At 38.4% G+C, this 22,144-nt stretch carries 22 protein-coding genes and 1 riboswitch; of the genes, 19 read left to right on the top strand and 3 right to left on the bottom strand.

Annotation, left to right across the window (positions count from 1 at the left end; translation table 11 throughout):
• Positions 1–7: 7 nt before the first annotated feature.
• The 5 genes from ccsB to CEQ83_RS21135 all read left to right on the top strand — a co-directional run bounded on the left by ccsB (position 8) and on the right by CEQ83_RS21135 (position 5,018).
• Positions 8–1,186: a c-type cytochrome biogenesis protein CcsB gene (gene ccsB / locus CEQ83_RS21150; RefSeq protein ID WP_099331267.1), complete on the top strand. Its 1,179-nt coding sequence runs from the start codon at positions 8–10 to the stop codon at positions 1,184–1,186.
• Between the two features lie 153 nt (positions 1,187–1,339).
• On the top strand, positions 1,340–1,477 hold the full coding sequence (locus tag CEQ83_RS27270) for a hypothetical protein (RefSeq protein WP_165573695.1): 138 nt from the start codon (positions 1,340–1,342) through the stop codon (positions 1,475–1,477).
• 191 nt (positions 1,478–1,668) lie between these two features.
• Positions 1,669–2,385: a response regulator transcription factor gene (locus tag CEQ83_RS21145; RefSeq protein ID WP_013059051.1), complete on the top strand. Its 717-nt coding sequence runs from the start codon at positions 1,669–1,671 to the stop codon at positions 2,383–2,385.
• Positions 2,385–4,157 carry an ATP-binding protein gene (locus CEQ83_RS21140; protein ID WP_033579740.1) on the top strand — a complete coding sequence of 591 codons (1,773 nt, stop codon included), beginning with the start codon at positions 2,385–2,387 and terminating at the stop codon, positions 4,155–4,157. The genes CEQ83_RS21145 and CEQ83_RS21140 overlap by 1 nt, the downstream gene beginning before the upstream one ends.
• Before the next feature lie 171 nt (positions 4,158–4,328).
• Positions 4,329–5,018 carry a peptidoglycan DD-metalloendopeptidase family protein gene (locus tag CEQ83_RS21135; RefSeq protein WP_155017503.1) on the top strand — a complete coding sequence of 230 codons (690 nt, stop codon included), beginning with the start codon at positions 4,329–4,331 and terminating at the stop codon, positions 5,016–5,018.
• Between the two features lie 31 nt (positions 5,019–5,049).
• Here CEQ83_RS21135 and serA read toward each other — a convergent pair whose 3' ends face one another.
• Positions 5,050–6,624, bottom strand: coding sequence for a phosphoglycerate dehydrogenase (gene serA, locus CEQ83_RS21130; RefSeq protein ID WP_028411531.1), 1,575 nt, complete (start codon positions 6,622–6,624; stop codon positions 5,050–5,052).
• A 298-nt stretch (positions 6,625–6,922) separates the two neighbouring features.
• A riboswitch (FMN riboswitch) is annotated at positions 6,923–7,066 on the top strand.
• A 154-nt stretch (positions 7,067–7,220) separates the two neighbouring features.
• On the opposite strand from serA, the gene CEQ83_RS21125 reads away from it, so the two are divergent.
• Positions 7,221–7,796, top strand: coding sequence for an ECF transporter S component (locus tag CEQ83_RS21125; protein WP_028411530.1), 576 nt, complete (start codon positions 7,221–7,223; stop codon positions 7,794–7,796).
• 81 nt (positions 7,797–7,877) lie between these two features.
• On the opposite strand, the gene CEQ83_RS21120 is transcribed toward CEQ83_RS21125, so the two are convergent.
• Positions 7,878–8,126 (bottom strand): ferredoxin, encoded by a 249-nt coding sequence (locus CEQ83_RS21120; protein WP_013059046.1) that lies wholly within the window; start codon positions 8,124–8,126, stop codon positions 7,878–7,880.
• A 257-nt stretch (positions 8,127–8,383) separates the two neighbouring features.
• Between CEQ83_RS21120 and CEQ83_RS21115 the strand changes: the two genes are divergently transcribed.
• The 10 genes from CEQ83_RS21115 to CEQ83_RS21070 all read left to right on the top strand — a co-directional run bounded on the left by CEQ83_RS21115 (position 8,384) and on the right by CEQ83_RS21070 (position 17,816).
• Complete coding sequence (locus CEQ83_RS21115; RefSeq protein ID WP_155017502.1) at positions 8,384–9,433, top strand: YpbB family protein; 1,050 nt, start codon at positions 8,384–8,386, stop codon at positions 9,431–9,433.
• 23 nt (positions 9,434–9,456) lie between these two features.
• On the top strand, positions 9,457–10,974 hold the full coding sequence (locus CEQ83_RS21110; RefSeq protein WP_155017501.1) for a RecQ family ATP-dependent DNA helicase: 1,518 nt from the start codon (positions 9,457–9,459) through the stop codon (positions 10,972–10,974).
• Entirely contained in the window at positions 10,974–11,579 is a 606-nt protein-coding gene (locus CEQ83_RS21105) for a CPBP family intramembrane glutamic endopeptidase (protein WP_047749868.1), read from the top strand. The genes CEQ83_RS21110 and CEQ83_RS21105 overlap by 1 nt, the downstream gene beginning before the upstream one ends.
• An 88-nt stretch (positions 11,580–11,667) precedes the next feature.
• The gene (locus tag CEQ83_RS21100) at positions 11,668–12,123 is read left to right on the top strand and encodes a DUF2663 family protein (RefSeq protein ID WP_047749869.1); all 456 of its coding nucleotides are present in this window, start codon (positions 11,668–11,670) and stop codon (positions 12,121–12,123) included.
• A gap of 54 nt (positions 12,124–12,177) precedes the next feature.
• On the top strand, positions 12,178–12,552 hold the full coding sequence (locus CEQ83_RS21095) for a hypothetical protein (protein ID WP_028411525.1): 375 nt from the start codon (positions 12,178–12,180) through the stop codon (positions 12,550–12,552).
• 20 nt (positions 12,553–12,572) lie between these two features.
• Positions 12,573–13,340, top strand: coding sequence for a metallophosphoesterase (locus CEQ83_RS21090; RefSeq protein ID WP_155017500.1), 768 nt, complete (start codon positions 12,573–12,575; stop codon positions 13,338–13,340).
• A gap of 107 nt (positions 13,341–13,447) precedes the next feature.
• The gene (locus CEQ83_RS21085; RefSeq protein WP_155010542.1) at positions 13,448–14,359 is read left to right on the top strand and encodes a MerR family transcriptional regulator; all 912 of its coding nucleotides are present in this window, start codon (positions 13,448–13,450) and stop codon (positions 14,357–14,359) included.
• 127 nt (positions 14,360–14,486) lie between these two features.
• Positions 14,487–15,089: a genetic competence negative regulator gene (locus CEQ83_RS21080; RefSeq protein ID WP_025750420.1), complete on the top strand. Its 603-nt coding sequence runs from the start codon at positions 14,487–14,489 to the stop codon at positions 15,087–15,089.
• A 357-nt stretch (positions 15,090–15,446) separates the two neighbouring features.
• A complete protein-coding gene (locus CEQ83_RS21075; RefSeq protein ID WP_370506064.1) occupies positions 15,447–16,712 on the top strand; it encodes a Glu/Leu/Phe/Val family dehydrogenase in 1,266 nt (421 codons plus the stop codon).
• A 132-nt stretch (positions 16,713–16,844) separates the two neighbouring features.
• Positions 16,845–17,816 carry a YpdA family putative bacillithiol disulfide reductase gene (locus CEQ83_RS21070; protein ID WP_099331263.1) on the top strand — a complete coding sequence of 324 codons (972 nt, stop codon included), beginning with the start codon at positions 16,845–16,847 and terminating at the stop codon, positions 17,814–17,816.
• A gap of 19 nt (positions 17,817–17,835) precedes the next feature.
• On the opposite strand, the gene CEQ83_RS21065 is transcribed toward CEQ83_RS21070, so the two are convergent.
• Complete coding sequence (locus CEQ83_RS21065; RefSeq protein ID WP_099331262.1) at positions 17,836–18,807, bottom strand: asparaginase; 972 nt, start codon at positions 18,805–18,807, stop codon at positions 17,836–17,838.
• Positions 18,808–19,005: 198 nt separating this feature from the next.
• Between CEQ83_RS21065 and prsW the strand changes: the two genes are divergently transcribed.
• The 3 genes from prsW (at position 19,006) to ypeB (ending at position 22,101) form a co-directional block, all read left to right on the top strand.
• Complete coding sequence (gene prsW, locus CEQ83_RS21060) at positions 19,006–19,656, top strand: glutamic-type intramembrane protease PrsW (protein WP_028411520.1); 651 nt, start codon at positions 19,006–19,008, stop codon at positions 19,654–19,656.
• A 145-nt stretch (positions 19,657–19,801) separates the two neighbouring features.
• The gene (gene sleB, locus CEQ83_RS21055; RefSeq protein ID WP_155017499.1) at positions 19,802–20,734 is read left to right on the top strand and encodes a spore cortex-lytic enzyme; all 933 of its coding nucleotides are present in this window, start codon (positions 19,802–19,804) and stop codon (positions 20,732–20,734) included.
• Positions 20,735–20,751: 17 nt separating this feature from the next.
• Positions 20,752–22,101 (top strand): germination protein YpeB, encoded by a 1,350-nt coding sequence (gene ypeB / locus CEQ83_RS21050; protein ID WP_014458333.1) that lies wholly within the window; start codon positions 20,752–20,754, stop codon positions 22,099–22,101.
• The last annotated feature ends 43 nt before the right edge of the window (positions 22,102–22,144 follow it).

Raw genomic sequence — 22,144 nt, 5'->3', positions numbered from 1 at the left:
AAAAAGCATGGATTACGCGAGTATAAGTAGTAATTTACTGTATGTGGCGTTTATTGCTTATTTAGTTGCAACCTTTTTTTTCGGAGGAGCTATTCGAGATAAGCGAGCAGCTCAAAAGAAAACAAAGTGGGCAACGTTTGGAATTGCGGTTACCATCATCGGTTTTATTGCACAGATTGGCTATTTCATTACAAGATGGATTGCATCAGGCCACGCTCCTGTTAGTAATTTATTTGAATTTACGACGTTTTTTGGCATGATGCTTGTTGGCGCATTTATTGTTATTTACTTTATTTATCGTCTTAGCATGCTTGGACTTTTTGCCTTGCCGGTGGCTCTTTTAATCATTGCTTATGCAAGCATGTTTCCAACTGAAATTACGCCGCTGATACCAGCTCTCCAGACGAATTGGCTGCATATTCACGTTACAACCGCAGCTACGGGTGAAGCCGTGCTTTCCATTAGCTTTGTTGCAGGATTGATTTATTTAATCAAAACAATTGATCAATCCAAGCGAAATAAAAAAGCATTTTGGCTGGAATTCATCCTGTATACGCTTATTAGTACGCTTGGATTTGTAGCGGTGACGCTGGCTTTTAATGCGGCTCACTACGAGTCATCATTTAATTGGGTTAATAAAAGTGGCGAACAAGAGCAAGTCGTATATCATATGGTTCCGCTAGTGGGGCCTCATCAAAGTGAGTGGACAGACGGGAACGACATAAAGCCGCTTGTTGATATGCCGGCTATTATCAATGCTAAAAAATTAAATACAGTTATTTGGTCGTTAGCCGGTGGGTTTGTCTTATATTGGCTGATTCGTCTTATTTTACGGAAGCGAATTGGAGCCGCACTGCAGCCGCTTGTGAAGCAGGTAAACAGCGACTTGCTTGATGAAGTAAGCTACAGAGCAGTGGCGATTGGATTTCCTATTTTTACATTAGGAGCACTTATTTTCGCTATGATTTGGGCTCAGATGGCCTGGACGCGCTTTTGGGGATGGGACCCCAAAGAGGTGTGGGCGCTGATCACCTTTTTATTTTATGCCGCTTTTCTTCATCTTCGGCTGTCTAAAGGATGGCACGGTGAAAAATCAGCTTGGCTGGCAGTTGGCGGATTTGCCATCATCATGTTCAACTTAGTGGCCGTGAACCTAGTTATTGCAGGTTTACATTCATATGCGTAACCTTTAAAAATAGAATAGAGGCTGAAATAAAGATATTTTAGTTGAAGAAGATCCGAACGATGAGTTGAGATTCTTGATGGAGAATCACATTCGTTCGGATTTTTTTATTTGCATGGTGAACGGAGGCTTCATATATCTAGGTGCTTCTAGCTGTTGATTGGAGGGCAAGGCGAAGACTCCTGCGGGAAAAGCGGAAAAGGTGAGACCCCGCAGGAGCGGAAGCGACGAGGAGGCTCACCGGCCGCCCGCGGAAAGCAAAGTCTTGCACGGAAATCAACAGCGATGGAATAAGCGATCCCTACTAGCTCCTGTATTTTATTTGTTCGTCTTTAGATTGAATGGATTTCGTTGCGTCTCAGCCTCTTTTTGGTAAAAAAAGCTGTTTTTCCTAAAGGTGTTCACGAATTGTCACATTGTTTGGGTATCATAAGTAGAACTCGCCGGTTTTTTTTTGTACACTAAGACTAGGAGGTTGAAAATACATGCAAAACGAACAAAGATTACTGCTAGTAGACGATGAAGATCGCATTAGACGATTGTTAAAAATGTACTTAGAAAAAGAAGGATACATCATTGAAGAAGCAGCCGACGGGCATGAAGCAATCGAAAAAGCGTTACACATAGATTATGATTTGATTGTATTAGATTTAATGATGCCTGGCATAGACGGTATTGAGGTCTGTAAACAAATTCGCGAGAAAAAAGCAACTCCTATTATCATGCTTACAGCTAAAGGTGAAGAAGTAAACAGAGTCCAAGGGTTTGAAGTAGGTACAGATGATTACATCGTTAAGCCGTTTAGCCCAAGAGAAGTGGTTCTTCGCGTAAAAGCACTGCTTCGACGTTCTTCTCAAGCAACGTTTATTCAGCCAGAAACGAGCGTGAAAAACCTTATTGTCTTTGATCACTTAACGATTGATAATGATGCACATCGCGTTACAGCAGACGGAAAAGAAGTTAACTTAACTCCAAAAGAATATGAATTATTGTGCTACCTTGCAAAAACGCCAGATAAAGTATACGACAGAGAGCAGCTGCTGCGTGAAGTGTGGCATTATGATTTCTTTGGAGATCTTCGTACGGTAGATACGCACGTCAAGCGTTTGCGTGAAAAGTTAAATCGCGTATCGTCACAAGCGGCGAAAATGATCGTAACCGTTTGGGGAGTAGGGTATAAATTTGAGGTTGAAAATAACTGATGTTTTGGAGAAGTGTAGTTGGTAAACTATGGTTTACTATCCTATTGCTCGTTACGCTTGTTTTATTTATTTTGACCATTTTACTGCTTCAGTTTTTTGAAAATTATCATGTTGTAGACGCAGAAAACCGTTTAACTAAAACGGCTGCTAAAATCTCTACCATTGTGCAGGAAACAGAGGATGAAAAGCTAGGACTATCCATTGCTCGTGAACTTGCAGATCAAGCAAGTGTAGTTATTGTTCAAGATAAAGATTTCTATTGGCATTCCACACATCCTGATAAAGAAAATAAGAAAGCTATTTCGGCCATTGTTAAACAAAACGATCAGCTAAATCAAGTGGTTGAAAAAGGTAAAGTAATACGGGAAAAAATGTACATGACCACAAAGAAAGACACGAGTGATGAGCCTTTAATGTTTGTTGTCGGTGTACCTTTAATGAAAGATAATAAACCGACAGGCGGCGTTTATCTGTATCAATCTCTTTCTGAAATTGAAGAGCCCGCTCAATATACGACTAAGTTCATTTTATTGGCTGCAGGTATTGCTATTATTTTAACTACTATCTTTGCTTTTTTCTTATCTACTCGAATTACAGCACCTCTTAGAAAAATGAGGCAGGCGGCATTTGAAGTAACAAAAGGGAACTTTGATACAAAAGTACCTATTTTAACTCACGATGAAATTGGAGAGTTAGCGATTGCTTTTAATCAAATGGGCAGGCAGTTAAAGTTTAATCTCAATGCGCTCAATCAGGAAAAAGAACAGCTTTCAAGTATTTTAAGCAGTATGGCAGACGGTGTTATTACGTTTAGTAGAGACGGATCGATTTTAATTACCAATCCCCCAGCGGAGCATTTTCTTCAGACTTGGTATTACGAGCAGGATGTGAACAACCAGCAGGTGCCTGAGCTTCCAGCAAACGTCGTGCATTTGTTTCAAACGGTAGTAGAGACTGAAACGGAGCGAAGTGCAGAGTTGAAAATTCAAGGGAAAACGTGGGTCATTTTAATGTCACCGCTCTATAATCAAACGAAAATCCGCGGTGCTGTAGCTGTACTGCGAGACATGTCTGAAGAGCGTAAACTTGATAAATCGAGAAAAGATTTTATTGCAAACGTGTCTCATGAATTGCGTACACCTATTTCTATGCTTCAAGGTTATAGTGAAGCTATTATTGACGATATTGCAAGTACGGATGAAGAAAAGAAAGAAATTGCACAGGTGATTTATGATGAATCACTCCGTATGGGCCGGCTTGTAAATGAACTTTTAGATTTAGCGCGAATGGAAGCGGGACATGTGCAGCTTCACTTAGAATCTGTAGCAATGGTTGAATTTACAGAACGTGTTTTGCGCAAGTTTCAAGGGTTAGCTAAAGAAAAACATATTAAACTGTCTCTTAATGGAAAAATAGAAGATGAATTTGAAGCGATGATTGATTCAGACCGTATGGAACAAGTGCTGACAAACTTAATTGATAATGCCATTCGTCATACGGATGACTACGGAGAAGTAAAGCTGCATCTTGATAAAAGTCAATCCGAAATCCATCTTTCTGTTCAAGATACGGGAGCAGGGATTCCAAAAGAAGATCTTCCGTTTGTATTCGAGCGATTTTATAAAGCTGATAAAGCCAGAACGAGAGGAAAGTCAGGAACTGGTCTTGGGCTTGCGATCGCTAAAAATATCGTGGAGGCACACCAAGGGATTATTGCGGTTGAAAGTGAATTAAATGAAGGAACAACTTTCTTTATCAAACTGCCAAAGTAAACACATGCTAAATAACAGTTTGTCTTCGGCTGAAATATTAAGAATAGCAAAGAGATGTGATTCATTGGAGAATCACATCTCTTTATTTTTTCTATAAACAAGTCTAAAAGAGAAGGAATTGGCATATAGTATGTTTTGTGTGCAATGATCTACATAGGAGGTTCTTTCTTCATGATTGACGTGTTAAGAAGAATATTGGTTGTATTAGTGATGGGATTGTGTATAGGTCTTTTATTTTTGGGCGGGCAAATGGTAAAGGCAGAAGAGAAGCAGTGGGAGTGGCCGGTTGAAGGAGTCTTAACTGATATATTTGGTTCTCGTCACGCCAAACACTTTGGAATCGATATAGCAGCACCTGTTGGTACACAGGTGTATGCTGTTGCAAAAGGAGTGGTGAGCCGCTCTTATTATTCAAATACATACGGGCAAGTTGTTTTTATCAAACAAACGAATGGATACGAAACGGTCTATGCTCATCTAGAGAAACGACTTGTTGCAGAAGGAAATTCTGTATCCGCAGGTCAAAACATTGGATGGGTTGGCAATACAGGACGATCTTCAGGTGCACATTTGCATTTTGAAGTTCATCAAGGAAGTTGGAATCCGGATAAAACCAATGCGGTAAACCCACTTGCCAAATTGGACAAGCAAAAACTATCGGCATACGTAAAAAACGATTTAGCTGCCACGGTTTTTCAGCAGTTACATCAGGCTTCTGATAACTGTATTCTTATCCATCAAGGAGATACATTATCTGAACTTGCGGCCAAATATGGAGTCGATGTGGAGCAGCTAAGAAAGTGGAATCATTTAAAGAACACCGCTTTAAATGCAGGACAAGTGTTAAAAATAAGTCCATAAAAAAAGAGCCGCTAAGGCTCTTTTTTCAATGTCACAACTCAATGCGCTGTATGGTCACAATTTCGCTTGTTTGTTTTAATGAAGTGATGACAGAATCATCTAAAAGTTTATCAAACGTGAGCATCATAATGGCTTCTCCGCCTTTTTGCTTACGGCCCACTTGCATGGTAGCAATGTTAATACGTAAATCTCCAAGTACTTTCCCTACATTTCCAATAACTCCGGGCTGATCACTGTGACGGATATAAAGAAGATGTCCTTCCGGATAAAAATCAATATCAAACGAATCAATATTAACAATTCGAGGTCCATATCCTGCTATATAAGTGCCCGTAATGGTAAATGTACGCTGTTCGCCTGTTACTGTAACGTCAATTATATTAGAATATCCTTGCGTATCTTCCGATGTTTTTTCACCAAATGTAATTCCTCGTTCTTTGGCAATCATAGAAGCATTGACTTCGTTAACAGGTGAGTCAATACGATGGGTTAAAAAGCCTGATAACAAGCTCCGTGTAATATAAGTGGTTTCTAAATCCGTCACTGTACCTCCGTAGGAGATCGAGATATGCTGAACGGGTTCTCGCATGCATTGAGATAAAATAGCTCCCATTTGTTTAGTAAGGCTCGTAAACGGCTGAATTTTTTCAAAAACTTCTTTAGAAAGCGTTGGTAAATTAATGGATGAACTTACAGGATTACCTTCTAGAAAACGCAGAACGTCATGTGCCACGTCTTCAGCAACGTTAAGCTGGGCTTCTTTTGTAGAAGCTCCTAAATGGGGAGTTGTAATAACTTGATCAAAATGTAACAAAGGGTTATCAATCGGCGGTTCAACTTCAAATACGTCAATAGCTGCACCTTGAACATGGCCAATTTCTAAATAATGAACTAAGGCTTTTTCATCAATGATCCCGCCGCGTGCGCAGTTTAATAAAAATACACCCTTCTTTGTTTTGGCTAATGTTTCATGATTGAGCAATCCCTTGGTTTCTTTCGTAAGCGGAGTGTGTACGGTAATTACATCCGCTGCTGCTAGTAATTCATCCAGGGATAATAGTTCTACGCCTAGCTTTTCAGCTCGGGAAGAGGTTAAAAAAGGATCGTAAACGTGAACGCTCATATTGAAGGCTTTTGCGCGTTTAGCAAGCTCTGAGCCAATTCGTCCAAATCCGATAATGCCCAGGTGTTTGCGATTAAGCTCTGTTCCAACAAATGCTGAGCGGTTCCATTCGCGCGCTTTGACTGAAGCATTTCCTTGGGGGATATGCCGAAACAAGCTAGCCATCATAGCAAATGTATGTTCCGCCGTTGAAATGGTATTTCCGTTCGGCGCGTTAATAACGACAACCCCTCGTTTGGTTGAGGCTTCAATATCAATATTATCGACACCTACTCCAGCGCGAGCAACAATTTTTAAATTCGGCATTTTTGCCAGCAAATCCTCTGTAACCGTCGTAGCACTCCGTACTAAAAGCGCATCGTACGTATGCAAATCATTCTCAACTTCTTCAACTTTTTTTCGCGTAAGATTCACATGAGGAGCTTCAAGTAGTGGAGCAAGACCTTCATTGCTAATTGAATCAGCTACTAATACGTTATACATGACGTGAACATCTCCCTTGGATTTTACTATCATCAAATATTTGATAATTTACCATGTTAAAAAAATTCTGTCAATTATATTTTTTAAACTTTACAATTAGTTATCAAATACACAATTGTAAACGTAAAATTGAAACTATAAATATGTCATAATGCTGTTGGTTATGCACTTATTTCCTTATTTTACATATAAAACAGTAATGAAGTTTATAAAAGACATCAATTTAATAGGAATTAAAAAACTTCTTTATTTACTTTTAATTCGAGATAACATATAATAAATTCATAATTAAATATTGGTCTATCTTCGGGGCAGGGTGAAATTCCCGACCGGCGGTAAAAAAACAAATTGTTTTGAGCCCGCGAGCTTATATGTAATACATACGAGCAGATTTGGTGAAATTCCAAAGCCGACAGTACAGTCTGGATGGGAGAAGGTGGAGGTTCAGCGTTCAAAACCTAATGTGATGAACGTTTATTAAATATGCCTGCCATGTCTCCTCTCAACGAATCATTTGTTGGGAGGTTTTTGCGTGGGGATATGAAGTTGAACCTTTCTTCTTTGAAGAGTGGATCACAAAGAAGGAGAGAGGCAAGATGCAACAAAGTAAGAAAACTCAAAAGCTGGTTATACTAGGAATGTTAAGCAGTATTGCTTACATTTTAATGATGATTAATTTTCCGATTCCTGGATTACCTCCGTTTTTAACAATTGATTTTAGCGAAATTCCTGCACTCGTAGCAGCACTTGTATTTGGACCTATGGCTGCTGTTATAGTAGAAGGAATAAAAAATTTATTGAATTATTTAATTCAAGGAAGTGCTACAGGGGTTCCGGTTGGTCAAGTGGCGAACTTTGTAGCTGGTTTACTGTTCGTTCTTCCTGTATCATATATGTTCCGTCGATTTAAAACAGCCAAAGGCGTAACGATAGGTTTGGTTACGGGTACGGTTGTAATGACGGTACTCATGGCTGTCTTAAATTATTATGTCTTTTTACCGGCGTATACAATCTTCTTACAATCGCCAGAAATGTCTAGTGAACAAGCGCGTCAATATATCGTTGCAGGTATTTTGCCGTTTAACTTAATAAAAGGAGCAGCAACAGGGGTTATTTTTGTCTTATTGTTTTCAAAAATGAAGCAATGGATCACGCGCCGCGTTGCTGTTTAATTCAATCGCTCTCCCGGGGAGAGCGATTTTTATATATAAAAAAACCTGCAGCATGTACTATACTACAGGTTTGTTCAATACTTATTCGAATTTATTAGCATCGCCTTCGAATTTTTCATCCGCTACGCGAATTGAATCCGTAGGGCAGCCTTCCATTGCATCCATCATATCATCTTCTAGATCTTCTGGAATTTCTACTACACCTTGGTTATCATCTAATGTTACGAATGCAATACCTTCATCATCATAATCATAAATGTCTGGTGCTGCTGCTCCGCAAGCGCCGCATGCGATGCAAGTATCTTTATCAACAATTGTATATTTTGGCATAACAAGACCTCCTGTAAAGTGTTCGAAAATTTCTTATTATATAATCTCTTCGCGAATCAAGAGTGAAATTTCTCCTTATTCATTGTAAAATGATTTATAAAACTTTTCAATAGAAAAGTCACTGAGAATGCTTATCAAATCAAGGTTTCTTCACTTATCCAAACGTTTTGATACATAAAGGAAAGAGCTAAAAAGCCTTTATCTCACATGCTATTGGTCACTTTTGGTACAATGAATGAGAAAGGAAGTTGACACCTTTGAATTATATTCAAGTTAGCATTTTATTTTGTATAAAACAGTTAAAAGGTGAGCGAACCGCCTATGGTATTTATCATTTATTAACAGGTAAAAAGTCAGCGCAAACAATTCAAGACGGAAAAATTTTTGGAATCTCTTTTCTTTTTCAGTCATTTCTTTACTTAGATAAACGGTCTTTTGAAACCTGCGTTGCATATTTAAAAGAACAGCAGTATATCGAAGAAACTGAAAATCAAAAGTATGTGATGACAGATAAGGGACGAACACGCCTTGAAGATGAACTGACGGCTCGGCCCTTTCATCCAGCTTTAGACGGATGGAAATTCGCAAGCAGTACTCAATTATTTTTAGCAAGAATCACTTTGTTCATTCAGACCTTATCCAACCTACAGTATTTTCAAAAAGGGTTTTTACCCATTTCCAAAAATCCTGAGGTCATTCAATGGGTCAAAACGTATATTATGTCTCAAAAGCAAACGCGTCAAGAGTTAGCCGCCGAGCTATTCAAAGAGCTCCGAACGTGCTTGAAAGATTGTAGGGAACGGGATGCGTCTCTTTTTGTTTTGCAACTGACTGGATACGAAAGAGTAGGCTTTACAAAAAATCAGTTAGCATATCAATATGAACTCGATGAGCATTATGTGCATATTCAACTTTTAGGGGTTATTCATCATATCATTGAAAAAGTGAGTCAAAATAATGAAAGCTTTCATGTACTTTCTTCTTTTTTGCATGATCTATATTTAGAATTGCCTTTGACAAGCTCGACGTTAAAAACGTATAGCTGGCTTCAAAAAGGAAAGACGCTTGAAGAAATTGCTTATATAAGGCGTTTAAAAGAAAGTACAATTGAAGATCATATTGCAGAATTAGCTCTGTTTGTTCCATCTTTTTCAATCGATGCATACGTATCGCCTAAGCAGCAGGAAGAAATTATCTCGGCTTTTGAAAGTTTGCGTACAAATAAATTAAAGGCGATAAAGGAAGAAGTAAAAGACGACGTTACCTATTTTCAGATTCGTCTCGTATTAGCAAAACATTTTACCTGATACTAAAAAAAGTGGTGTTTGATGTGAAGATAGAACAACTTCTACAGAAACAATTTGGCTATAGCCAATTTCGACTAGGACAAAAAGAGATTATTCAAGATATTTTAACAGGTCATAATGTGTTAGCGGTTCTTCCTACAGGAACAGGGAAATCATTGTGCTATCAGCTCCCCGCTTATGTGTTGAACCGACCGGTGCTGATTGTATCTCCTTTAATTTCACTGATGGAAGATCAAGTTCAACAACTAAAGGCAAGTGGAGAAAAGAGAGTTATTGCCTTAAATAGTTTCCTACAACAAGAAGAAAAAAGACGGGCGCTAAAAGATTTAGCTTTTTATCGTTTTATTTATGCATCTCCTGAAATTTTGCAAAACGCTGTTGTGGTAGAAGCATTAAAACAGGCAAAGGTAGGCCTTTTCGTTGTGGACGAGGCGCACTGTATTTCTCAGTGGGGACATGATTTCCGTTTGGATTATCTTCAGTTAGGAGATATATGGAAGGAACTTGGCAGTCCGCTATGTCTGGCACTAACAGGAACTGCGACTAAGGAAGTAGTGGAAGATATTAAGCGCTACTTATCGCTGCCTGCTGTCAACGAGCACATCTATTCCATGAATCGAAGTAATATTGCGATGAAAGTTGATTTTGTTGCAAGTATTGAAGAGAAAAAAGAGAAGTTGCTGATGTACGTTAGTGAACTGCAAAGTCCAGGAATTATCTATTGTTCCAGCCGATCTTGGACAGAAGCATTAACACAGCTTCTAAAGGAAAATGGGATACAGCGAGTGCAGTATTACCATGGGGGAATGGAACCGAGTGAAAGAATGCTTGTTCAACAGCAATTTTTAGAAAATCAGCTGGATATCATTTGCTGCACAAGTGCATTTGGAATGGGGGTTAATAAATCGAATGTTCGCTTTGTTATTCATTTTCATACACCTACGCAGCTAGAAGCATACGTACAGGAAATTGGAAGAAGTGGACGCGATCAGCAAAACAGTATTGCGATTTTGCTTTATGCTGAAGGAGACGATGATTTTGCTCATTCTTTACTTGAAATTGAGCTTCCTTCTTCAGATATCATCTTATACTGCCTGTCGTATTTACGAAATCATGATCAGGCCATTCCTTTAAAACAAGTAGAGTCTCATTTTCTTCATACAGTGGGTATTCAAGAAACACATTGGCGATTTATTCGTTATTATTTGTACAGAGAAAATGTAGTGGAAAATGAACATGTTGAACCTAGGAAAATCCCTGAATCGCTGCATGAAACGATTGTTGCAGCTGTAAATAAACGTCTTCGAAACAAACATGACAAGTACCGTGCGATGAAGGAATTTATTGAGGCAAAAGAATGCCGTCGTCAGGTGCTGCTTGGCTATTTCAATGAGCTGGGAAAATCAGAGCTTCAGAATTGTTGCGATTGCTGCGGATTGGATTTAGAAGCCTATAAAAAAACAAATGGTGAGCAAGAGCAATGGACATTTCAAGGCTGGGAATTAGAATTAGCTCGTTTGCTTCGTCAAGGAGAGATATAATGGCAAAGTCACAGCAAGAGCTTATTTCATCCATGACGGATGCAGAGCTGGTTAAAAATTTATATGTAACGCAGCTGCTCATCTGCTTTATTGCTTTAGGCATCGGTTTTTTCACATTTGATTCGTGGCATTCCTTTTTACAGTTTTTTGAGCTGGATTGGGCTTCTATTTTATTGTACGGGGGAGGTACAGCTCTCTTGGTAGTAGGAGGAGATATGCTTCTAATGAAGTGTGTACCCGAGCATTTATATGATGACGGAGGGATTAATGAACGTTTATTTGCTAATCGTTCCATTCCTCATCTAGCCCTTATTTGCCTAATCGTTGCATGTTCAGAAGAAATATTATTTCGAGGGGTTATACAAGTTCAGTTCGGCCTTTTTTGGGCGAGTATCGTATTTGCACTCGTTCACATTCGATATTTAAAAAAGTGGTTTCTTTTTATTTCGGTTGTGGTTTTAAGCTTTTTAATAGGGTTGCTGTTTTGGTGGACTGAAAATTTGTATGTCACGATTTTCACTCATTTTCTCATTGATTTTTTATTAGGCCTGCAGATACGAAAGTCAAAAGGGAAATCTGTACAGCCAGAAGAACTCATGCAGTAAAGGTTAAGGAAACAGCCATTATTTTCAGTGTTATCCACATAATCTTTTATATTCACTCATATGTTGTACTAGCATACGAGGGGGTGGAATGTTGGAAAACAAGTTGATAGACTTTGAAAGCGATGAAACACTTCAATATATATTAGCGAGCGTTATCAAAAGAAAAGAGACGGTTAATAAGCTGAAAGCTAAAGAGAAAAGATGGAAGCTTTTGTTTTTAGCCAGCTTAACGGCTGTTATTAGCTACTTTTTTTTCATATTTCAAAGCGGTTTTTTTACGACGTTTAGCGAATTTTTCTCATTTTTGTTAGGTAACATAGGGCATTTGATGTTTCTATTGCTCACCGTCTCCCTTTATTTTTATACTGTACAGCTGCAGAAAAAAAGCGAGAAAGCGGAAAAGACTTTTCAAGACTTGCGCTGTGAGATTATTAAAAGAAGCAAAGAGCTATGGGCGACGCCTGAAACATGGGAGAACCGAAAAGAAACGTTCCGCTGGATGCAGTCCACTTATGGAATTAATTTATATCATGAAAATAAATAGAATCGCATGAAAAAGCCTCTTTTTACATAGAAGTTTAGTGAAGGGGGTTTTTTTGTGAGAGATTGGTTTAACTTGCTGGCTGCGTGGTTATGCAGTTATTATATCAGCAGTTTAACGGCTGTAGGCTCAAAAGCTTCGTTAACCTATTTACTTATTCAAATGATTTTACATCCGTTAGATGTGTTTGGTATTATAATCTTATTTTTCACGGCTCTTTTTTGTCTGTCGGCGGCAGTTCGTAAAGTGTTTCTGCAAAGTCGGTTGTTTCTAAAAGGCTATAAGGTAAAATGGCATGAATATCTTGTTTCATGTCTATGTGTGATAGGAGTTTTATCGTTAAGTACAGTTGCGCTTTATCAAGTAGTAGGTTTGTTAACAATTGCGACAATTTATGCCCTTTCTTCTTTAACAGAAACACACCGTGTATAAAATGAAAAGAAGGAGAATATATGGTTATTTCTTTAATTATTTTAGCGTTAGGCATAGGCCTGCTGATTTTTATGTTTTCGGAAGCCCATCGTACATATGTAGAAGAAAGAACGATTCATTTATCAAAATTTCCCGGAAATCAGCAGCCTTTACGCCTGTTTTTTATATCGGATGTACATAAGCGAACAGTTTCGTCGAAGCTGTTGGAAAAAATACCTGGTGAAGTAGATTTTGTGATCATAGGCGGTGACTTACTAGAAGGAGGAGTACCTTTATTGCGTGCTCGTCAAAATATTCAAAAGCTTAAAACGCTTGGACCGGTCTATTTTGTATGGGGAAATAATGATTACGAAGTAAGTCAAGTGCAATTGAAGCAGATGCTTAAGGATGAGGGAGTTATTACCCTTAAAAACGAGCATGTCTCTGCAGTTTCTAAACATGGTACTACATGCAATTTTGCGGGAGTAGATGATTTATCCGAAGGTGAGATGGATCTAAAGCGAGCTGTTTCTTCCATTGAACCTGACCAGCTTACCATTCTTCTAAGCCACAATCCTGATGTTATCTATTATGTAGATGAAGAATCAAAAGTAGATTTAATTTTGAGCGGACATACACACGGAGGACAGATACGCTTATTTAATTTTGGTATGTATGAATTAGGAGGGCTGAAAGAGAAAAGACAGATTCCTCTTTTTGTTAGTAATGGATATGGTACAACCTCCCTGCCTCTCCGTTTACAAGCTAGAGCACAAACGCATTATATCACTTTAAAAAGGAAAGAATAGCCTTGAACAAACTCTTTACATAGCATATACAAATTTTACACACAGGATAACTTATCCTATAATTCAATTAATAGAAACAGTTCACGAAGAGTAGTTGGAGGTTACGTATGGCTCACGAAGGGAAGTATAATATTAAAGCCATCTCAAATATGGTCGGGATCCAGCCGGGAACTTTGCGTGCATGGGAACGACGCTATCAAATTTTAAATCCTGTCCGCAATGAATCGGGGCATCGGTTATATACAGAGGAAGATTTGCGGAAATTAAAATGGCTCACGGAAAAAGTGAGCGGAGGTTTTACGATTAGTCAAGCGGTTTCGTTATTAGAAACGGAAAGTAGTACAGTAGGAGCGTTTGAAGAAGAAGGAGAAGTAGATTCCCCTCAGAAAATTAGGGATGAGCTGTTAACGATGCTTCTATCTTTTGAAGAAGGAAAAGCACAGGATTTAATTAATCATGCGTTTAGCCTGTATTCGGTAGAAAAAGTGGTTATTGATATTTTGGGTTCTCTACTCGTGACGGTTGGAGATATGTGGGAAAAAGGGCAAATCACAAGTGCTCATGAGCATTATACGACTCAAGTATTAAAAACGCGTATCAGCATGATTTTTTATTCGCTGCCTTCAAATGGCTTATTGCCTAAAGCGATTGCTGTATGTGGGCCTAGTGAGACACATGAAGTTGGACTTCTAGTCTTTACGCTATTTTTACGCCGTAAAGGGTTTGAGGTTATTTATTTAGGAAGCAGCATTGAAGATAAAGATGTTGAGCTAATTGTTAAAGAAGTAGACCCAACGTTTTTATTTATGTCATGCACAATGATGGAAAATGCCGAGAAAACACTGAATTTGACGAACCAAATGATAAAGAAATTCCCGCATCTTAAAGTAGGATTAGGCGGTTATGTGTTTGATGGTTTAGATAGCAAAAGAAAAGGCGAGGCTCAGCCGTTTATTTTAGGAAATACAAAAGAAGAGTGGAACAGCTGGCTAACAAAAAAATTAGCAGAAATTGATTGAGAATAGCTTGTCTTTCCTTTCATAAACCTGTAAACTCGTAAGTAAACATCACGAACCGTTTTCCAAAAAATACATATACTGCATTATCGAACCATGTGGTTATGAGTGCAAGCGGGGAGGGACGCTAATGAGGCTTGAACGATTAAACTATAATAAGCTAAAAGTTTTTTTGACCTACGATGATTTAAAAGAAAGAGGGTTAACAAAAGAAGATCTATGGACAGATACATTCAAAGTAAAACAGCTCTTTCGTGAGATGATAGAGCAAGCTTCTCAAGAACTGAACTTTGAACCTACAAATTCTCTTTCGGTAGAAGTTTTTTCACTTCAAGCACAGGGAATGGTTGTATTTGTGACAAAGCAGTATGAAGAAGAAACCAGCTACGGTGAGTTCGATGAAGACGAGTTCGAGGACTTCATTGAAATGCAGGTCATGCTAGATGAAAGCGAAGACATGTTTTTTGAGTTTGATTCATTTGAAGATGTCATTCAGCTGACCAAGCGCATGTCAAACTTTTACGATACGGATAGCGTACTCTATTCATTCGAAAAACGTTTTTACGTGCTGTTGGATTATCACATGCTGTCACCGGCTGAAGTTGGGAATATGATTGCGGTTTTGGCGGAGTATGGAAATCCCTCTACAATTACAAAGCACCGCGTAAATGAATATGGAAAAATATTAGTAGAAAAGAGAGCTCTGGAGTATATTAACTCTGTCTTTTCTTAACTGTTTAATTGAAATTATTACACCCGTGAAGGATAAAGCACTTTTATTAAAATAAGAGTGGCTGCACTTTCAGCTTGTACAAAGTTGTTGAAAGTGCTCTTTATCACCGGGTGTTTTTTATTTTTTTAAGACGATTAACGCATACTAGGAAAGAGGCAGACTTAAAACATTGTAGCATACCTTGTAAAGTTATTGGAAGCGTTTTCTTAGAAGAACACAAAAAATACTAAAAGTTCGATATTTTCCTTTGCAATGTAAAACTAAGGGTGTATACTATGTCATGAAAGAAGCACCATTCAATTAAAAACGAATAATTTTCGATACATTTTAGGAGGTTTACAGATGGTAGCCGACAAGATGCAAGACAGTAAAAATAGTCAAGAAGAGAAGCATGATGTTTTAAAATCTACACAAACAGTGATACATAAAGCGTTAGAAAAACTAGGCTATCCTGATGAAGTGTATGAACTATTAAAAGAGCCATTACGAATGATGACAGTAAAAATTCCTGTTCGTATGGATGACGGATCAGTTAAGATTTTTACAGGTCACCGAGCGCAGCATAACGATGCAGTTGGTCCTACGAAAGGTGGAATTCGTTTTCACCCAAACGTAACTGAAAAAGAAGTAAAAGCTCTATCTATATGGATGAGTTTAAAATGTGGAATCGTTGACCTTCCTTACGGTGGAGGAAAAGGTGGAATTGTTTGTGATCCTCGAAATATGTCTTTTGGAGAATTAGAGCGTTTAAGCCGCGGATATGTTCGTGCGATTAGCCAAATTGTTGGACCAACAAAGGATATTCCAGCGCCGGATGTGTTTACAAATTCACAAATTATGGCTTGGATGATGGATGAATACAGCCGGATTGATGAATTTAACTCGCCTGGCTTTATTACTGGAAAGCCCCTTGTCTTAGGTGGTTCGCACGGCCGTGAAACAGCGACTGCAAAAGGAGTAACTATTTGTATTCGTGAAGCAGCGAAAAAACGAGGCATTGAATTACAAGGTGCACGGGTAGTAGTACAAGGGTTTGGAAATGCAGGAAGCTTTTTAGCTAAGTTCATGCACGACGCTGGTGCTAAAATTGTAGGGATATCTGATGCATACGGAGCGCTGCATGATCCTAATGGTTTAGACATTGATTATTTATTAGATCGACGCGATAGCTTTGGTACAGTAACGAAATTATTCAATAATACTATCAGCAACAAAGAGCTGCTTGAACTTGACTGTGACATCCTAGTTCCAGCTGCGATTGAAAATCAAATTACAGAAGAAAATGCCCATAACATTCAAGCGAGTATTGTGGTGGAAGCAGCAAATGGACCAACAACTCTTGAAGCAACGCGCATCTTGTCAGAGAGAGGGATTTTATTAGTTCCAGACGTTTTGGCAAGTGCGGGCGGTGTAACAGTCTCTTATTTTGAATGGGTGCAAAATAACCAAGGTTATTATTGGACGGAAGAAGAAGTAGAAGAAAAGCTTGAAAAAGTAATGGTGAAATCATTTAATAACATCTACGAAACTTCTACAACTCGAAAAGTCGACATGCGTCTAGCTGCTTATATGATAGGCGTAAGAAAAATGGCAGAAGGCTCTCGCTTCAGAGGCTGGATTTAAAAACAGAACAGCAGAACAGCAGAGCAATTGCGTAAATAGAAAAAATCTCCTATCATTAATGAGGAGATTTTTTTGTTTTACACTGCGTTAAAATAAAAAAAAGGTGCGTTTACAACTGAAGGAGTGACAGGCATGAAGAAAGAAAAAGTAATTATTGTTGGCGGAGGACCATGCGGGCTTTCAGCAGCTATTGAGCTTCAACATACAGGTATTGATGCCCTTGTAATTGAAAAAGGCAATATTGTGAATGCAATTTATAACTATCCGACCCACCAAACGTTTTTTAGTTCAAGTGAAAAACTAGAAATTGGGGATGTCCCTTTTATTACCGAAAATCGTAAGCCTGTGCGCAACCAAGCTCTTGCTTACTACCGAGAAGTGGTGAAGCGCAAGCAAGTTCGAATTCAGCCGTTTGAACGTGTCTTGCAGGTAGACAAACAAGCGGAAAACCAAATTATTGTCACAACATCCAAAGAGACATATGAAGCGGAGAATGTCATTATAGCTACGGGCTATTACGATCATCCTAATTATATGAATGTTCCTGGTGAAGATTTATCAAAGGTATTTCATTATTTCAAAGAAGCGCATCCGTATTTTGATAAAGATGTAGTCGTTATAGGCGGAAAAAACTCTAGCGTCGATGCAGCTCTGGAATTGGTGAAGTGTGATGCAAGGGTGACGGTTATTTATCGTGGCTCAGATTACTCCCCTAGCGTAAAACCTTGGATATTGCCTGAATTTGAAGCGCTGGTTCGAAATGGAACGATTGGGATGCATTTTAACGCTCATGTAACAAAGATAACGGATGAAGCGGTAACATATGAGCAGGAAGGGAAAGAATTTACGATTAGTAACGATTTTGTTTTTGCCATGACTGGCTATCACCCTGATCACTCGTTTTTAACAAAAATGGGTGTGGAATTAGATGATGAAACAGGCCGCCCTTCTTTTAACGAAGAGACGATGGAAACAAACGTGGAAGGAATTTATATCGCTGGTGTGATTGCTGCAGGAAACAATGCTAATGAGATTTTTATTGAAAATGGACGTTTTCATGGGAAATCAATCGCTTCTCATATTATCAACAAAAACAACGCATAGGCTTCTATGCGTTGTTTTACTAATGATTAAATAGCTGCTGCAGCTCATCATGATTCGTTGTTACTTGGAGAGCAACCAACAGTTTAATGCGTGCTTTAGGACCATTTAAGCCATTTGAAAAAATAACGCCCATCTCTTTTAACAGCTTGCCACCGCCTTCATACCCATATACATCTTGAGCAATTCCATTAAAACAGCGAGAAACGAGCACGATGGGTATCTTTCGCTTCAAAAGCAATTGAATTCCTGGAATGGTGAGAGGAGGCAGATTTCCTTGACCGAGGGCTTCAATTATAAGTCCGTCAACATTCATTGAAGCCACTGCTTGAAATAAATGGTCGTCCATTCCTGCATAAGCTTTTAATAAAGTGATTTGTTTATCTATTTGATTAACAGGATAAAATTCATGTTCTGTAGGCATGTGGTGAAAAGATACGCCGCGTTTTGTGATTAATCCTATTGGCCCGTACTGAGGGCTTTGAAATGTCGCCACGTTGCTTGTGTGGGTCTTGGTCACATTTTCAGCGGTATGAATTTCATCGTTCATCACAACTAAGACACCTTTTCCTTTTGCCCCGTCACTAATAGCCACCCGAACCGCAGATATAAAATTATAAGGACCGTCTGAACCGATTTCATTGCTTGATCTCATAGCTCCAGTTAAGACAATTGGAATATCTGTATGCACGGTTAAATCTAAAAAATAAGCGGTTTCTTCCAGCGTGTCCGTGCCGTGGGTTAACACGACTGCATCAATTTTGCCTTCATTAATTTTATCGCGTATTTTTTTTGAAAGTATAAGCATTTCCTTAGGAGTAATATGAGGAGAAGGCAGATGAAATGCTTCTTCTACGATTACATTGGCCATACCTGAAACAGATGATGTTGAGCGGTGAAGCGGGTTTTGAATATCTGGTGCTACCGCTCCAGTTTCCATGTCTTCTTTCATCGAGATTGTGCCGCCGGTGTGAAGAATATAAACAGTTTTCATAGAGAGCTCCTTTCAATTTTTCGTATAAGTATGATACATTTTTTGGTATACTTGTTTAAGGTCTTTGTTAGGCTTTGTAAATCGACAGCAAGTTATGTGAGCATTTACATATAAAGATAAGGACATTATAGACGGAGATTTTCATCCTAAAGATAACATGTTACTATTAAAAAAAATAGAGGAGATGAGGCGCTATTTATGTTGGCGATTGTATCTGCAGGCATTGCGCCAGGATTGGCATTGTTAAGTTTTTTTTATTTGAAAGATGAATATGAAACTGAGCCTATTTCAATGGTATTAAAAACATTTATTTTTGGAGCAATGCTTGTTTTGCCAATTATGTTTATTCAATATGTATTTGGTGAAGAACACGTTTTTCAATCACCTTTTCTTGAAGCATTTTTTACGACAAGCTTTTTAGAAGAATTTTTCAAATGGTTCATTTTATATTTCACGATTTATCAGCATGTGGAATTTGATGAGCATTACGATGGAATTGTTTACGGGGCAGCTGTTTCATTAGGTTTTGCTACCGTTGAAAATATTTTATATTTATTTGCAAATGGTTTAGAATCAGCGCTAGGAAGAGCCATTTTACCCGTATCTAGTCATGCTTTATTCGGCGTCATTATGGGGTATTATTTAGGGAAAGCAAAGTTTTCTGAAGGAAAGGAAAAAACGAAGTGGACGCTGTATTCCGTATTTGCGCCGCTCATTTTACATGGAACATATGATTATATTTTAAAAACAATGGATCATTGGGTATTTATTATTATTCCATTTATGATTTATTTATGGTGGCTGGCATTAAGAAAAGTAAAAAAGGCCAAACAGCCATCGATTGTCTAGGCTCAGCTTGTAAATCTTTTTTGAGAGATTTACGAGCTGAGTTTTTTCATTTCGGTAAATTTTGCGCATCTTGTATAAAAAAACAACCTTTACAAAAAATACTCCTATCATCTTATCAGTTACATACGATGTAGGAGGTTTTGTCATGTTATCATTTCGATGTTTTAAAAAGTATGCATGTCTCATATGCATATGTTCATTTATTGCAGCGTCCGTTGTGAGTCCAAAGGCCGCTCACGCGTTTTCAAATCAAGTCATTCAACACGGAGCAGTTGGAGATGACGTTATTGAGCTGCAGTCGAGACTTCAGTATTTAGGTTATTATAACGGGAAAATTGACGGTGTATTTGGATGGAGCACATACTGGGCACTGCGCAATTTTCAATATGAATTTGGCATTAAAAAGATTGACGGTTTAGCAGGCTGGCAAACAAAGATTAAATTAGCTAACGCAACAAAATATCACGAAAGCTATGTGAAAAATCAAATTAGAAAAGGCAATAAGTTTACGCACTATGGCGGTAAGTCTCTTGATCAGCAGTCTAAAGGAAGCGGTAGCAGTGGAAAAAGCAGCGGGAACAATGGTCAGCAAAAAGCACAAAGCGGATCTTCTCAAGCAAAAAAACCTGCCAGTCAGCCGCAGCGTAATACGTCTAAAGGAAATTCTGAACAACAGAAAGAAAAAGCACAAAAGCCAACAGCGGTGAATGTACCGAGCGGGTTTTCACAAAATGATATTCAGCTCATGGCAAATGCTGTGCATGGTGAAGCACGGGGTGAACCATATAATGGCCAAGTAGCCGTAGCGGCCGTTATTTTAAACCGAGTTAACAGTCCGTCATTTCCAAATACAGTCGCTGGAGTTATTTTTGAACCGCGTGCATTTACTGCCGTAGCAGATGGGCAAATTTGGCTTGAACCCAATCCAACATCTAAAAAAGCGGTTATGGATGCGATTAACGGATGGGATCCTACTGGGAATGCTATTTATTACTTTAATCCGGATACAGCAACAAGCGCATGGATTTGGTCACGTCCTCAAATTAAGCAAATCGGGAAACACATTTTCTGTCGATAAAGAGAGGTGAAGGAAACATGATTCGAACAATTTTAATTGTATTATTAGCTATTGGTGTTGTAGGTGTAGGGTATTGGGGGTACAGCGAACATCAAGAAAAAGATGCTGTGCTGCTTCAAGCGGAGAATACGTATCAACGAGCATTTCATGATTTGTCATATCAGCTAGATTTATTAAATGATAAAATCGGTGGCACGCTTGCCATGAGTTCGAGAGATCAGCTTTCGCCCGCGCTTGCAGAAGTATGGCGTTTAACTTCTGAAGCTCATAACAATGTAGGACAGCTGCCTTTATCGCTTTTACCGTTCAATAAAACAGAAGAGTTTCTTTCAGATGTTGGTGACTTTACGTACAAAGTGGCGGTAAGGGATTTAAGCAAATCTCCCTTAACAGATAAAGAGTATAAAACGTTAAATTCGCTTTATGATCAGTCAGGCGAAATTCAAAATGAAATGCGCCAAGTACAGCATCTAGTCATTGATAATAACTTGCGCTGGATGGATGTTGAGCTAGCTCTAGCCACAAAAGAAAAGCAAGGGGACAATACGATTATTGACGGATTAAAAACCGTTGAAAAAAGTATGGATTCTTTTGCCGAAACAGATTTAGGGGTTATGAATGCAACGAATGAACAGGAAAAAAACGCTTTTCATCAATTAAAAGGTAGAGAAGTTAGTGAAGATGTTGCTAAACAAGTGGCGCGTTCGTTTTTGAATTTAAAAGGAAATGAACAAATTCATATTGTAAAGAGCGGAAAAGATGCCGATTATGAGGTGTACAGCTTAACCATTACAGATCCAAAGACTAAACAAGAGACGTATATGGATATTACCCAAAAAGGTGGATATCCGCTTTGGGTGCTCGAAGATCGAGATATTAAAAAACAAAATATTAGTTTAAACGATGCTATGAACAAAGCGACTAAGTTTTTAAAAGATCATCGTTTTGAAAGCCTAGTGATGGCTGAAAGCGCTCAATACGATAACATGGGAGTCTTTACATTCGTTGAGCAAACGGAAAGTGGAGTTCGGATTTATCCGGATTCAGTTAAAATGAAAATGTCTTTAGAAGATGGATCTGTGATTGGCTTCTCAGCTAAAGACTTCTTATTAAAACATCGTACAAGAGATATTCCAAAACCTAAAATTTCGAAAGAACAGGCAAAAACCAAGCTAAACTCGAATGTAAAAGTGATGGAAGACCGCTTGGCAATTATTACAAATGATTTAAACGAAGAAGTGCTATGCTATGAGTTTTTAGGGACAATTAAAAATGATACGTATCGTATTTTTATCAATGCCGATACGGGTTTTGAAGAGAAAGTCGAAAAACTGCAAAACTCAGAACCTTTATATAATGAAGTATAAAGCTGAGAAACCGGTGTCTATAGACACCGGTTTTTTGTATTGT

Source organism: Priestia megaterium (genome assembly GCF_009497655.1).
In the GTDB taxonomy this organism is placed as follows: Bacteria; Bacillota; Bacilli; order Bacillales; family Bacillaceae_H; genus Priestia; species Priestia zanthoxyli.
The sequence above is the reverse complement of the archived record's forward strand: the minus strand, read 5'-3'. Positions and strand labels throughout refer to the sequence as shown.